The sequence below is a fragment of the Elusimicrobiota bacterium genome, assembly GCA_016788905.1.
Taxonomy (GTDB): domain Bacteria; phylum Elusimicrobiota; class Elusimicrobia; order FEN-1173; family FEN-1173; genus JADKHR01.
Genome location: JAEURZ010000004.1, coordinates 86,942 through 100,621, shown reverse-complemented (window position 1 = coordinate 100,621; position 13,680 = coordinate 86,942). Strand labels below are relative to the sequence as shown.

The 13,680-nt window shown below is 49.3% G+C and carries 12 protein-coding genes and 1 tRNA gene; 10 read left to right on the top strand and 3 right to left on the bottom strand.

All coding sequences use genetic code 11. The features are described 5' to 3' along the window. The first annotated feature begins 62 nt into the window (after window positions 1–62). From JNK54_02905 to JNK54_02860, 10 genes are all read left to right on the top strand, one after another. Window positions 63–1,031 (top strand): IS30 family transposase, encoded by a 969-nt coding sequence (locus JNK54_02905; GenBank protein MBL8023219.1) that lies wholly within the window; start codon window positions 63–65, stop codon window positions 1,029–1,031. An 85-nt stretch (window positions 1,032–1,116) separates the two neighbouring features. Continuing rightward, window positions 1,117–1,206 (top strand) — tRNA-Ser (locus tag JNK54_02900). Between the two features lie 102 nt (window positions 1,207–1,308). After that, window positions 1,309–3,126, top strand: coding sequence for a tRNA uridine-5-carboxymethylaminomethyl(34) synthesis enzyme MnmG (gene mnmG / locus JNK54_02895; GenBank protein ID MBL8023218.1), 1,818 nt, complete (start codon window positions 1,309–1,311; stop codon window positions 3,124–3,126). 6 nt (window positions 3,127–3,132) lie between these two features. Next, window positions 3,133–3,852 (top strand): 16S rRNA (guanine(527)-N(7))-methyltransferase RsmG, encoded by a 720-nt coding sequence (gene rsmG, locus JNK54_02890; GenBank protein ID MBL8023217.1) that lies wholly within the window; start codon window positions 3,133–3,135, stop codon window positions 3,850–3,852. Window positions 3,853–3,923: 71 nt separating this feature from the next. After that, window positions 3,924–5,345 (top strand): DUF4139 domain-containing protein, encoded by a 1,422-nt coding sequence (locus JNK54_02885; GenBank protein ID MBL8023216.1) that lies wholly within the window; start codon window positions 3,924–3,926, stop codon window positions 5,343–5,345. Between the two features lie 28 nt (window positions 5,346–5,373). Beyond that, the gene (locus tag JNK54_02880) at window positions 5,374–6,996 is read left to right on the top strand and encodes a tetratricopeptide repeat protein (GenBank protein MBL8023215.1); all 1,623 of its coding nucleotides are present in this window, start codon (window positions 5,374–5,376) and stop codon (window positions 6,994–6,996) included. Window positions 6,997–7,577: 581 nt separating this feature from the next. Further along, entirely contained in the window at window positions 7,578–9,101 is a 1,524-nt protein-coding gene (locus JNK54_02875; GenBank protein MBL8023214.1) for an AAA family ATPase, read from the top strand. Between the two features lie 7 nt (window positions 9,102–9,108). Beyond that, entirely contained in the window at window positions 9,109–9,930 is an 822-nt protein-coding gene (locus tag JNK54_02870) for a hypothetical protein (GenBank protein MBL8023213.1), read from the top strand. 1 nt (window position 9,931) lies between these two features. Next, window positions 9,932–10,495 carry a tRNA adenosine(34) deaminase TadA gene (tadA, locus tag JNK54_02865; GenBank protein MBL8023212.1) on the top strand — a complete coding sequence of 188 codons (564 nt, stop codon included), beginning with the start codon at window positions 9,932–9,934 and terminating at the stop codon, window positions 10,493–10,495. A gap of 318 nt (window positions 10,496–10,813) precedes the next feature. After that, window positions 10,814–12,418 carry an N-acetylmuramoyl-L-alanine amidase gene (locus JNK54_02860; GenBank protein ID MBL8023211.1) on the top strand — a complete coding sequence of 535 codons (1,605 nt, stop codon included), beginning with the start codon at window positions 10,814–10,816 and terminating at the stop codon, window positions 12,416–12,418. 27 nt (window positions 12,419–12,445) lie between these two features. Here JNK54_02860 and JNK54_02855 read toward each other — a convergent pair whose 3' ends face one another. The 3 genes from JNK54_02855 to JNK54_02845 are packed head-to-tail and all read right to left on the bottom strand — an operon-like array spanning window position 12,446 to window position 13,675. After that, a complete protein-coding gene (locus tag JNK54_02855) occupies window positions 12,446–12,802 on the bottom strand; it encodes a hypothetical protein (GenBank protein ID MBL8023210.1) in 357 nt (118 codons plus the stop codon). Beyond that, on the bottom strand, window positions 12,803–13,330 hold the full coding sequence (locus tag JNK54_02850; protein ID MBL8023209.1) for a WG repeat-containing protein: 528 nt from the start codon (window positions 13,328–13,330) through the stop codon (window positions 12,803–12,805). A 42-nt stretch (window positions 13,331–13,372) separates the two neighbouring features. After that, window positions 13,373–13,675 (bottom strand): WG repeat-containing protein, encoded by a 303-nt coding sequence (locus JNK54_02845; protein ID MBL8023208.1) that lies wholly within the window; start codon window positions 13,673–13,675, stop codon window positions 13,373–13,375. Between the last annotated feature and the right edge of the window lie 5 nt (window positions 13,676–13,680).

The window sequence follows — 13,680 nt, the reverse complement described above, 5'->3', positions numbered from 1 at the left end:
CCGTGAGTTCAAAGTGCCATTGCACCAAGCAGATATGAAGACCTGCGCTAAAATAGGCAGGTATGAAACCCTACAAACGACTGACACCTGATGAACGTGACCGGATCGCCATCCTCCGTTCTCAAAATAAAAAATGGCGTGAAATAGGATTGGTTCTTGGGCGCTCCCATACCACGTTATCTCGTGAATGGAACAAAAACAAGAAAAAAGGGGGCTACCGACCCCATGCTGCCCAAAGAGAAGCGGAGGAGCGACAAAAAGAAAGTCATTGCCGGCTTCGCCTTGGTGGTCGTGTTCGACAGCACAAAGTCGAACAAATGCTTATGGGCGGCTGGTCTCCTGAAACGGTCGCTGGAAGAATCAACTTCGAGGCACAAAGGAAAGTGATCAGCCATGAAGCGATTTACCAATGGATCTACGCCGAAGCCCCTCATCTAGCCGAGTATCTGACACGTCATCATAGCCAGAGAAAGCCGCGGGGACCTCGTCGAAAGAAGAAAGTTTGTATTCCTCTGAGAATTCCGTTGAATCAACGATCGGAGGATGCGAATAATCGAATAGAGTCGGGGCATTGGGAATCCGATCTCATCATCGGGACAGGATGTTTCGCCATTCAAGGCACCGTCGAGAGGGTCAGTCGGAAAACATTCCTTCGACGAATTCCCAATAAGACGGCGAATGAAAATCGTTCGGCTCTTTTTGGTATATTCTCCCTGTTGCCGAAGAATCTTCGACGATCGATTACGTATGATAACGGAACGGAAAATTCAGAGCATTACATTCTCAATCAGGATATTCCCGGACTGTTATCTTTCTTTTGCGAGCCCTATCACAGCTGGGAAAAGGGGGCCATTGAAAATCGGAATGGACTTGTCCGACGATTTCTTCCGAAGAAAACATCCTTCGATGATTTGACGGATAAAGAGCTTCAAGCCATAGAAGACTGGATCAACAACAGACCCATGAAATGCTTGGGATACAAAACTCCAAACGAGGTCTTCAATTCATGGCTTGGTGCAATAGCCGCTTGAATTCACCTCCCCTAGTCTTTGGTTGCGCCCCCCTTGTTCCCGTGCTAGAATGAACCAGTTTAATTCTGACGGATTTATGTTTTTTGGAAAGGTGGCCGAGTGGCTGAAGGCGGTGGACTGCTAATCCGCTGTATGGGGTAAACCCATACCGAGGGTTCGAATCCCTCCCTTTCCGATCTTTACAACGAGGGGGACATGTTTGCTTAATTGACTTACGAAAGTTGAAAGTCAATGAGTCAATCATGTCCCCTGTTTTTTTGTTTTAGGGGAAGGGTTTATGCCTGATCTTATTGTTATTGGTGCGGGACACGCATCCATTGAGGCGGCGTTGGCTGGGGCGCGGTTTGGTGTGGACACCCTTCTGATCACGATGGATAAAAACAAGATCGGGCAAATGTCCTGTAACCCCGCCATCGGTGGCGTGGGGAAAGGACAGGTGGTGCGGGAGATTGACGCTTTGGGGGGCGAAATGGCCCGGGCCACGGATCGGGCCGGACTCCAATTTAAGATGTTGAACCGGGGAAAAGGTCCTGCCGTCTGGAGTCCTCGGGTTCAATGCGATCGGTCTTTATACCGTGATGTGATGACACAAACGGTATTGGGTCAGCCGAACCTAACTGTCTTGGAAGATGAAGTTGTGGGCCTTCTTATGGAGACCGGGCGCGTGGCCGGTGTTCGGACTTCCCGTGCCGGAGAGATTCGCTCCCGTTCCGTGGTGGTTGGGGCTGGGACCTTTATGAAAGGGTTATTGCATCGGGGTTTTGAAACCACGCCTGGCGGTAGAATGGGAGAACCTCCATCGGCCCATTTGTCGGACTATTTGCGGTCGGTGGGGTTTGAGGTGGGTCGGCTCAAAACAGGTACACCGCCCCGTTTGGATGGTCGGACCATCGATTACTCGAAATGTTTGTTGGCTCCCGGGGATGACCCTCCGACGCCCATGAGTCATTTTACCGCTTCCCTTCCGCAACGTCAGTTGCCCTGTTGGCTCACGCGGACCACGGAAATAGCCCATGAGGCCATTCGGAAAAATTTGGATCGGTCCCCCCTTTACACGGGACGAATTCAGGGGCTCGGGCCTCGTTATTGTCCTTCTATTGAAGACAAGGTGGTTAAATTTTCTCATCACGATCACCACCAAGTATTTATCGAACCGGAAGGGTACAACACTGACGAGGTTTACGTGAACGGGCTTTCGACGAGTTTGCCAGAAGATGTGCAGGAAAGCGTGGTGCGAGCGGTCCCCGGATTGGAGAACGCCCGTTTTATTCGCTACGGCTACGCTGTGGAATATGATTTTTGTCCGCCCACCCAACTAAAACCTTCTCTTGAAACGAAGGAAGTGGGGGGCCTTTTTTTCGCGGGCCAGATTAACGGGACGACGGGATACGAGGAAGCCGCTGGGCAGGGCCTCATGGCGGGAATCAACGCCGTTCATTATTTGCGGGGACAATCTCCTCTGACCTTGGGACGAGACGAAGCCTACATCGGGGTCATGATTGACGATTTGGTGACGAAAGGCACGGACGAGCCCTATCGGTTGATGACATCACGAGCGGAATATCGTTTGCGGTTGCGGTGGGACAACGCTGATTTGCGACTGATGGATCATGGCCGAAGAGTTGGTCTTTTATCATCGCAAATGTATGATCATTTCCTGGGGTATCGCGGACGGCTCTGGGAGGCCGCCCGGGAATCCCTGCCCGCGGACGCGGAATCCGGTTTTTTTGAGGATCTCCCCGCTCCGGAGCTCATGAATCGTCCCGAGCCGTCCGGCGGGCACAGGAACGGGCCGAACCCTTGGGGTGAGGCCCATGTTCATCGTCAGGTGGAGATCGAGCGGGTCTACTGGGGATACATGAAACGGGAACGGGCGGAAATCGCCAAATTCCTTCGCTTGGAAACACGGAAAATTCCGCCGGACCTGGATTACAGCAAGGTTCATGGGTTACTGACGGAAGCCCGTCAGAAATTAAGTCGGGTTCGGCCTGAATCCCTTGGCCAAGCGGCGCGGGTGCCGGGCGTGACCCCGGCGGACGCTGGCGTCCTCTTGGTTCACCTCGAACGTCGGCGGCGGGAACGGGTGGAGGGATAGGGGTTGATGACCGATCTCCCTCCTCCTTGGACGGCATTTTCCATCGCTTTCGAGGGGTTAAGTCTCCCGGAAAACTTTTTCCCCAAAATTGAATCTTACCTCCATTCGCTTGCCCTCGTTAACCAATCCATCAACCTTATTTCGTTTGGAACGGAATCGGAACTGCGCGCTCACGTGGTGGACGCCTTGCAAGCCCTTCGGTTGTTTCCTGCGGGGGATGGGTTTCGAGTCATTGACGTAGGAACGGGGGGTGGATTTCCAGGGGTTCCCTTGGCCTTGGCTCGCTCGGGATGGGTGTTTTCTCTCTTGGACTCGATTAAGAAAAAACAAACGGCTGTTTCCTCTTTGTTGGAAAGTGTTCCGATGGCGAACGCGAGCGCTCTTTGTGGTCGGGCTGAAGAACTGGGTCACCAAGAGGAACACCGAGGACAATACGACTTTGCCCTCTGCCGCGCTGTGGGTCGACTTTCCATGGTTTTGGAATTGACGCTTCCGTTTCTCAAAGTTGGGGGAAAAGCCATCTTGCATCGTGGGAACGATGGGGCCGAAGAAGTGGGGGTGATTGGGAAAGCACTCAGTGAATTGGGAGGATGTAACCGGCCCTCTCTTTCTTATCGATTACCTGGGCTTGATAAAGAGAGAATTGTAATTTGTATCGAAAAGACAAGTCAAACTTCAACTAAGTATCCGAGGCGTGTAGGAATACCAGAAAAAAGACCCTTGTAGGAAGATTCTTTTTGTGTGGTGGAATGCCCTGTTTTGAGTTCAATAGGCGATGTCCTTTACATGGAGGTCACATGAAAAAATTGTTTCTGATCCTTTTTTCCATTTGGTTTGGCGCACACGGAATTCTCCACGCGACCGATGTGACCATTTATAATAATGATTTAGGATTGGTCCGTGAAAAACGGGTTTTCGATTTAGAAAAAGGAGTGAGTTCCGTCACCATGGACGAGGTGGCGGCCCGGATCGATCCCACCAGCGTTCACTTTATATCTCTCACGGATGCCTCTGCCCTTAGTGTCCTTGAACAAAATTTTCAGTATGACCTGGTCAACGAAAGTAAATTGTTGGAAAAGTATTTGGGCCGGGAAATTGAAATTGAGCGGTTCTCCAAGGAAGGTAACGACCGTCGGGAAGTGCTGAAGGGCACTTTGCTGTCGAACACCGGGGGGCGCGTTCTCCAGGTGGGTGGAAAACTTTATTTAAATCCGGACGGCCGGGTGGTTCTCCCGGAACTTCCCGAAGGGTTTGTGACGAAACCCCAGCTCCTCTGGCGGGTTTCGGCTCAAAAGGCCGGGAAACAGGAATGTGAAATCGCCTACTTGACCGGCGGTCTCTCCTGGAAATCCGATTACGTTTTGAAATTGTCACCGACGGAAGAAACGCTTGATTTAAACGCTTGGGTGACCCTAACGAACGGATCGGGTGTGGCTTATCGGGAAGCGAAAATTAAGCTCGTCGCCGGTGATGTGAACCGGGTACCTCCCCCCTACGCCTCTTTGATGGGAGGGGCCCTAATCAGTCGACGGGCGGAAATGACTCAGCCCCAATTTCAGGAAAAGAGTTTTTTTGAATACCATCTTTACACCCTTCAGCGGCCGGCCACTTTAATGAACAACGAAACCAAACAAATTGAATTGGCCGCCAGTCGCGACGTGCCCGTAAAAAAACTGTTCATATACAACGCTTCTGGTGACACGGGAGGGTATTATAACGTTTATTCGAGGACCGATCCGAACTATGGAGCGTCCTCAGATGAAAAGAAAGTTTGGGTGATGCTTGAGTTTAAAAACTCCAAAGAACATCATCTGGGTCTCCCTTTGCCGAAAGGGACGATTCGCGTCTATAAGGAAGATTCGGATGGGGCTTTGGAGTTTATTGGTGAGGACGCCATCGACCACACACCCAAAGACGAGCTGGTGTGGGTCAAGATGGGCAATGCTTTTGATGTGGTGGGCGAGCGGACCCGCGTTCATTATCAAGTTTCTACGGATAAGAAATCCATGACAGAGACATTCGAGATCAAAATTCGAAACCATAAAGAACAGGCTGTGACTGTCCGGGTCGTGGAACCCCTTTATCGGTGGACCAATTGGCGTGTGACCGATTCTTCCCAAAAGTGGGTGAAGAAAGATTCCCAAACCATCGAATTTAATCTTCCGATAGAAAAAGACGGGGAAGGTGTTGTACGTTACACTGTGTCATACTCATGGTAAAACGTATCTATAAATAATGTCAAAATTAATGAATCGATTTCTGATCGCGGTTTTTTTAGTCGTTGTGGGGTTCCTTTTCTTCTGGATGTGGTCTCGTTCGGGCTCCTTGACCAAGGCTCAACGAGCTTTGGATGCGGGGAATCCCGGGAAGGCTGTTGAGATTTTGGTGAAAGTCCTTGAAAAAAAAGAGTGGCCTGCGTCAGAGGAAGAAATACTTTTGGAAATGTTGGCCAAGAGCTACATCAATAAGGGCACCATTGACCCTGCGGAAAAAACATACCGGACGTTACGTGAAAAGTTCCCCAATAATTTCGAAGGAGCTATTGGTCTTGGGGCATTAAATTTGATGCGAGGAATGGATTCATTTGGTGTGGAGCACTTGCTAGAGGCTAAAAAAATTAACCCGAAGGATATTCGGTCTCACGTTCTCTTGGCCAGCCATTTTATTAACCGTCGGGATTACGCGAAGGCCACTTCCCATTTAACCGATGGACTTCTTCTTTTTCCGGATAATTTACGTTTAATGGAGCTTTCGGGGGATCTTTTTTTCAATCAGGGGAGATACATTGACGCCATCTCCCAATTCAACAATTTGCTTAATTCTGCCCCCCAGGACAAAAACTTAAAAATTAAGGTTGCTCGTGCCTATCTCTATGTGGGAGACCTCACAACTTCGTTTGATCTATTAGAATCGGTCCGACCTTCGTTTGGGACCGATGAAGGCCTTGAGCTTCTGCTTTCAAATATCCTTCATCAGAAAGGGGAGCGAAGGGAAGCGGCAAGAATCGTGGAACGCCTGTATTTGGAGGATAATCGCCGGTTCGATTCCGGTTTAGCATGGATTGTGTATTTAGGATCATTCGGGAGAATGGAAGAGGCAGAAAGATTGTTGTCTAAAATAGGCGAAAATTTATTGCCTCTGGGCGGGGGTCTTTCTCATCCCGTGGCGGGACAAACATTTATGGACCTCGAACGACTCCAAGGTTGGCGAGAAATGGCGTTGCGACATCATATTTATTATTTTCAAGTGCGCTCAATATTGGCTGGAATGGGAAATCGATATTCTGAAGCAGAAAAATATCTTGAACGTGCCATCAATCTCGATTCTGGAGATTTCGGAACCATTGAAAAATTTGTTGATTTGTTTCGATTAAAGAATGATCCCGAAGAAAGTCTTAAATGGGCCAACCGAGCTATTGCAACCTATAAAGATCATCCGGCTGCCCACCTGATGAAGGCTAGAATATTTTTGGATTTAAAGCGCAACCAAGACGCCATTTCGGAGATTCGAATTGTTATGGAGTCCTATCCGAGCCTTTCCCTTCCCTATGCTCTTCTTTCCCGTGCATTAATGCTAGAAGGGAAATTTAAGCCCGGGCTCGTAGCGGCAAATAAATCGGTGCATCTCAATCCTGGGTCACCAGACGCTCAGCTTTCTTTGGCTATTGCTCTCAATGATTCGGGACAAGTGGCAGCGGCAGAAAAGGCTTTTATCAATGCCCTGAATATTGATCCCCGTTTTGCAGAAGCTCGATTCGAATGGGCTATGCGTTTGAAAAAACTTGGGCGCTATTCTGAAGCCAACACCCAATTTGAAGAGGCCGAGAAACTTGAGCCTCTTAGGTTTAAACGAACAATAAACAGCAAATAACAGTTTTAATTTGTTTTTATTTGTTCCACGTGAAACAAAGTTGACAGCAGGTTTTGTGGTAGGCATTAGAACAATTTATCATGGGCCAATTGTTTATTCAGAAAAAAATGATGTTATCGCCTATTAACCCGGAATCTTCAGTTGGGCGCGAGGACCGGCCAGGCTCAGAAAGCCTGGCACCTGAGGCGGCAGAGCCGCTGATGCGAGATGAATAAAGTGGGCTTTTTTACGAACAAAAAAGTGCAGGTCGTAGGCCGCTCCCACGCGGTACTTCCGCTAGCGCGGTCGCGGGGGCTACGGACAAACTTTTTTTGGAAAGAAAAAGGTCCGGATTTTTCGTCGAATCCCGCGATCCAACTGTGGATTTCGGGTTAAGTGCTTTGTTTAAATTAAAATCCAGGTAAAAATATTTCTTATTTTGTTTCACGTGGAACAATTTTATGTTGGGACAATCGAAGAATAGAATTGATCAGGTTAATCTATTGCAAGACATTTGCATGGGGAGCGATGATGGATACTTTTCCGACCTCGTTCCCAATTATTAATCCGGGTTAAGAAGACCCTAAAAGGAAACTTAGACCATGGAAATAAGTCTATCCAACGATCAGCCTCTTTCTAAACAAGAATCGGAACTGGATATTTTGATTCGATCTCGTTACCCACTCATATACCTTGTAAGCTGGGAGGAGTCTCGGGCTGAATCTCTCCTAGCCAAAATGGCACAAAGACAAGGGAAGAATCTCTATCTATGGTCTGTGACAAGGGGGATATCCGAATATCCACTCGCGGGGACAGAAATCGCTTTGGACCCCCTTCAGGCCCTCGACCATATTGCTAAATCGGGTGATAAGGCGATCTTTGTTCTTAAAGATTTCCACCCCAACCTCAATGACGCCAAAATCGTTCGCCGGCTTCGCGATCTTGTGAACGAACTAAAATCCAGTTACAAGACAGTGATTCTTCTTTCCCCCGTCCTTACGATTCCAATTGAAATTGAAAAAGACATTTCTGTCATTGACTATGAACTTCCGGATTTTGAAGAAATGGCGAACCTTGTGGACGATGCCCTTTCCCAAGCAAAAGGAAAAGTATCGTTCGATTTTAACGCCGACGACAGGGAAAAAATCATTCAAGCCGCCCTTGGAATGACCCTTTCTGAGGCTGAAAACGCCATTGCCAGGTCCATTGTCGGCGGTTCATCCTTCACGGTTGAAGAAATTGAAGAGACCCTTTTAAAAGAAACACAGCAGATCATTCGAAAATCCCGCCAATTGGAGTATTTTGAAGCTAAGGAATCTTTTTCAGAAATAGGTGGAATTGACACACTCAAGCAGTGGCTTGTTAAAAGAGGAAATGGTTTTTCTGAAAAAGCACGTAACTTCGGACTTCCAGAACCTAAAGGGATATTACTGATGGGAGTCCAGGGATGCGGTAAGTCCCTTACTTGTAAAGCCATTAGTGGTCTTTGGAAGCTTCCTTTGCTTCGCCTGGACATGGGGTCAATCTTTGGCCAATACATTGGGCAATCGGAAGAAAACATGCGAAAAGCCATTAAGACAGCGGAGTCGGTTGCTCCCTGTGTCCTTTGGCTTGATGAAATTGAAAAGGGATTGTCCGGCAGCCAATCCTCTGGTTCTGTGGACGCCGGTACGACCAGCCGAATATTTTCAACGTTTCTTACCTGGCTTCAGGAGAAACGTAAGCCCGTTTTTGTTGCGGCAACCGCCAATAATATCCACCAGCTTCCGCCAGAACTTCTTCGCAAAGGCCGGTTAGACGAAATTTTCTTTATCGATCTCCCGACAGAAAAAGAGCGTTTGGATATTCTTTCCATCCACATCAAAAGGAAGAAGAGGATTCCCTCCTCCTTTAATATTGCGACACTGGCCCAGCGGACAAAGGGTTTTTCCGGCGCGGAGCTCGAGCAAGTTATCGTGGAAGCTTTGCACACCGCATTTTTTCAAAATAGAGAATTGAATCAAGAGGACATTGAAGAAGCTATTGAGTGTACGGTCCCTCTTTCGACAACAATGGCGGAAGGCATCGATGAAATACGTCAGTGGGCTAAAATTCGAGCTCGACCTGCGTCATCAAACATGTATTAATAAACATATGTTTAACAATCGTTTTGATCATATTGAAAGCAAACAAAAGCTCCCTCGTGAATTACAAAATGCCATTAAAAAAATGGGCCGGTTTTCTCATCTCGAAATTGGGGAAACGGTCCATACTCTATTGCCGCCCACCCAAAATGGTAAATCCTGCGAACACTGTTCCCAATCAAATGAGATCCATCGCACTTTTTGTTGGGCTTGTTTTAAACCGCTCATGGAACAATCCCTTCCCTTAAAAGAAACCCCACTGACTGTTGTGGTGAATGGAACAACGTACCGTTCCGATCAAGCGGATCTCCCGCCACCCCTCTTGCGACTTTTTGAACAGGTTCGTCAAAAAGGGTTCAATCAAAATGTGGCCTCCCAGTGGGCGGCCCAAGAAGGACACACTCTCCAGCGCAGTACTGAACTCAAAACGGAGAGAGGGGCCGGAAATGAGGTTTCTGTTGTTCGAATAGATAACAACGTGTTTCATTCCGATGACCCCAGTCTTCCACCAGAAATACGAACTCTTCTTAAGCATGTGCAAACAAACCCCGTCACACCCGCACTCATGGACCAACTCCGCCAAGTGGGGGAAAAGGTGAAATATCGCCCCGCAAACACCCTTTCACCTTCAGACGGTGATATCAATTTCTGGACCAGTGTCCGAAATCCGGCAGGAGGAGCTCCCCTTCGAACGTTTCCTCCCCTGGAGGACCAAAAAGGAAAAGACACCTATTCCCGCTGGCTGGGTTGGGCCATGGTGGGGCTTCTTATGTTTTTTCTAATCTTTGTTGGTTCAACTATTTATCCGCTGATCAAAATGCTCCTGAAATAAAATGAAAACAACTCGCCAAAAAAAACGCAAGACTTTTAATATTAATGGAATTACAGATAGAAATAATCCCGGAGTATTGGTTTCATCCCGCAGTCTGGATGGGAAATTTAGGTTTGATACAAAATATATGCGGCTGGCTTTGGAAGAAGCCCGTTTGGCGGCCGCAGCGGACGAAGTTCCTGTGGGAGCGGTGGTGGTTCATCGGGGCCGTGTGATTGCTAAAGGGCGAAACCGAATTCGCGAACGGTGCGACCCAACGGCTCACGCGGAAATTTTGGCTCTCAGGTCGGCCGGAACACACCTCAAGCGGGAGCGCCTAACGGAGGCGACTCTTTACACGACTCTCGAACCCTGTCCCATGTGCGCGGGGGCGCTGGTTTTGGCTCGCGTAAAACGGGTGGTCTATGCGGCATCGGATCCCAAGGCGGGTGCCGGGGGGTCCCTGATGGACCTTCTGCGTCACCCAAAGCTTAACCACCAGATTTTGGTGACGGGTCAAGTTCTCTCCGGATTGTCGCGTCAAAGGTTGGTCCGTTTTTTTAAGTTGAAAAGAAAAAAAGCTTGAGCGGATTCATTCTCCCGAAGTGGCCCTCGAAATTTTATAATCCTGACGGGGGAGCCCACTGTCTGCTCCCGTGAATTTTTTAACGAACCTGGTTTCGGGAGGAACACCCCTTTGTTGATATTGCAGCCCGCGCAAATCACCACCCACAGAGATCGTTCTCCGCTACCCCCCCCGATCACTGGGAATTCCCAGTCAGACCCGGGATTAGATAAAGGCCTCTCCACCGGCATCGCTTTTCCGCTTTTTGTTGAAAAATTAACGGTCTCCTTCTTCTCGATGTTCGCACCCGTCGTTAAGTCTGGGTTCAAAATGATTTCAGTGGCTCTTCTTCTGGGGTGTGTGGGTCTTCCCCTTTTGGCGCAAGGAAAGCGGGCTCCTTGGCCGGCAGAAAAGGTCAACACCGTTGTGGATGGAAAAATCAAGGAAGGGGTTCAAGTGCTCCAGGTGGATGAAGAACCCATGATTTCCCTTCGAACGATCAAAAAGATCTTTGGAGGGCGCGTTCAATGGAAACGGGTTTCTCGGCGCGTGGTCTATCACTCCCAAGGACAAAGGGCCGAATTTGGCCTGGATCTTTCCACAGCTGTGGTGGCGGGAAAAAACATTTTAATGACGCCCGCGGTCCGCGCGTGGGGGGATGAGGTCTATCTTCCTGCCTCACTCTTGATCACACCGGAATTTCAAAATCTTGTGGCTTCCGTGGTCCAATGGGACCCCGCCCGCAGGAATCTCACGGTGGATCCTTCCCCCGAAGTCTCTTCGCCTCGGTTTTATTCTTACCCGAGCAGTGCCCGTGTTTCTGTGGATATCGGGCCACACGTGAACTACCATGTCTTGGCCAAACGTCAGGAAGCGATTACCATTCGGTTGTATGGGGGGCGAGCCAAAGAATGGGAAAAAATATCGATTAATGATGGGGCCATTCAAGCTGTTGAGGTCGCCCCTCGCTCACGGACCACCGATCTTATTATCACCGTGGCCTCAGGGACCGCTGACCCCAGCATTTATTTAGAAGAATCACCCCGTACCCTCGTGATTGAAGTGGCCCGAGAGAACGGACCCTTTTCACCCACCCCCATCCCGGTACAAAAACACCTTCCACGACCCCAACCCCTCTCCCCGCCCTCCACGACCGAAACCGTGTTGGCCCCTCCTGCCCGGGCTCGCCCTCGATCGGACATCGATGCGCCCTATCTCGCCCTTTCCCCTTTGCGCACCATCGTGATCGACGCAGGTCATGGCGGCAAAGACGCGGGCGCCGTGGGGCCCCACGGAACGCTTGAGAAAGAGGCGAACTTACAAATCGCTCTCGCCCTCGCCAAAGTTCTTAATAATGAGGGTCGATTTAAAGTAATTCTTACGCGAACCGACGATCGATTTCTCACTCTTCAGGAAAGATCTTCCATCGCCAATAAAGCGAAAGCAGACCTTTTTATTTCACTCCATTGCAACGCCGGACTCAAATCAGACGCTCATGGGTTTGAAGTATTCTTCCTTTCAGAGAAGGCGTCTGACGACGATGCGGCCGCGGTGGCTCGTCGCGAAAACGCGGTGGTGGAACTGGAAGGAATTGCGGGAAAAGCCCGGCATGAATTGGAAGGGTTACTCTGGTCTCTGGCGCGAAACGAACACATGAACGATTCTTCCGCCATTGCGGGACACATCACACTTCAAGTGGCCCAACGGCTTTCGATGCTCAATCGGGGAGTGAAACAAGCGGGCTTCTATGTCCTCCGAGGAACGTCCATGCCCGCCATATTGGTCGAATCGGCGTTTATCACTCATCCCAAAGAAGAAGGCCTTCTTCGGTCCGCGCGCTTCCACCAAAAATTGGCGGACGCCCTCTACGCCGGTCTTCTGGATTACGAAAAGAAACGAATCCAATCCCGACTTGTCAATACGAAAGGAAATCGCGGAGGGTAAATTTTTTATTCAGTTTGTACTGTTGAATTATTTCGAATACACTTTATTCGCCCCCACCAGCAATTCCCGTCCTATAAAACAGGCTTTCAACTTTCGATCCCCGTCCTTTTCCTTTTTAACGATGGTTTTGACATCATCAAAGGAAATTTTCCAAACATAATTTCCCCATTTATCCACATACCCGGCGGAACCATGTTTCTTATCGAAAATGGAAACGAACGCCAATCCCCCCACAAAGGATGGGGGTGTCGAAAAAGCGGGCCTCAAAATTAAAGTGCCATCCAAATCGAGGACACCATACTTGTTTATGGTTCCTATTAAAATCCACGCCAGACGATCGGAGAAATCACCCCGTTCTTCCGCGCAATCCACCTGAAAAACCATTCATCCCACTCGATCGACAGCCGCGCAAGTCCCCTCCGGAGTGACCACCCAGGCCAACCCATTGGAAAAAGGTCGCGCCTCCCGATAGTGGGGTCGCAACACATACTCCCCGGATTTATTAATAAAACCCATCCCTGGATCGTTTCGTCCCTCAATTCTTTCCGCCGCCGCCACCCCTTCCGAAAAAGACGACGCGCGCAAAAAGGAGTAGGGCATAAAGAAGGATCCGTCCGGACCAATAAAAGACCAAACAGAAAGGCCCGGTTTCTTCACCAACGCCACCCCTTCCGAAAAAGGGAACGCCTCATCAAACATTCCGCCCACAATGGTCCCACTGGTGTTGATAAAAACTTTTTTACCTTGAAGGTTTTCAACTAAAGCCCGTCCGTCATGAAAAGTGGCCACTTCTGTACCCCCATTCCTTCCGATCGGATCCAACGCGGTCGTTCCGATCACTTCTCCCTTCGTATTGATGATTTCCCAATAGCCGGAGATCAACCGGGCCAACGCCACCCCTTCATGAAACATCCCTGCCCGACCGTAACGTGGAGGAATAATGTTCTCTCCCCGTCAATTGATGTATCCCCATTCGTTATCAACCATGACCGCGGCCATTCCTCCGGAGATTCGCTCCGCGGCATCGAAACGAGGCAAAACAACATTTTTTCCTTTCGCGTTTATAAACCCCCATTTTCCATCCACCAGGATCGGAAAGCCGGTTTCATTTTCCCCTAACGTGACCGTGGAAAATTTTTGATATAAAAATCCACCCAGGAGGAGCAGAATTCCTAGGCCAATGGCGATAACGGCCTGTTGTCTTTTTGGATCGGGTTTGGCCTCAAACGAGACCACTTCGTCCGGGGAAAGACCCATGGCTT

Coding starts and splice junctions, on each gene's coding strand:
- tadA (MBL8023212.1), top strand. CDS start 9,932: ATGAAAACAACTCGCCAAAAAAAACGCAAGACTTTTAATATTAATGGA.
- JNK54_02885 (MBL8023216.1), top strand. CDS start 3,924: ATGAAAAAATTGTTTCTGATCCTTTTTTCCATTTGGTTTGGCGCACAC.
- JNK54_02855 (MBL8023210.1), bottom strand. CDS start 12,802: ATGGTTTTTCAGGTGGATTGCGCGGAAGAACGGGGTGATTTCTCCGAT.
- JNK54_02845 (MBL8023208.1), bottom strand. CDS start 13,675: ATGGGTCTTTCCCCGGACGAAGTGGTCTCGTTTGAGGCCAAACCCGAT.
- JNK54_02870 (MBL8023213.1), top strand. CDS start 9,109: ATGTTTAACAATCGTTTTGATCATATTGAAAGCAAACAAAAGCTCCCT.
- JNK54_02875 (MBL8023214.1), top strand. CDS start 7,578: ATGGAAATAAGTCTATCCAACGATCAGCCTCTTTCTAAACAAGAATCG.
- JNK54_02880 (MBL8023215.1), top strand. CDS start 5,374: ATGAATCGATTTCTGATCGCGGTTTTTTTAGTCGTTGTGGGGTTCCTT.
- JNK54_02905 (MBL8023219.1), top strand. CDS start 63: ATGAAACCCTACAAACGACTGACACCTGATGAACGTGACCGGATCGCC.
- JNK54_02850 (MBL8023209.1), bottom strand. CDS start 13,330: ATGTTTCATGAAGGGGTGGCGTTGGCCCGGTTGATCTCCGGCTATTGG.
- mnmG (MBL8023218.1), top strand. CDS start 1,309: ATGCCTGATCTTATTGTTATTGGTGCGGGACACGCATCCATTGAGGCG.
- rsmG (MBL8023217.1), top strand. CDS start 3,133: ATGACCGATCTCCCTCCTCCTTGGACGGCATTTTCCATCGCTTTCGAG.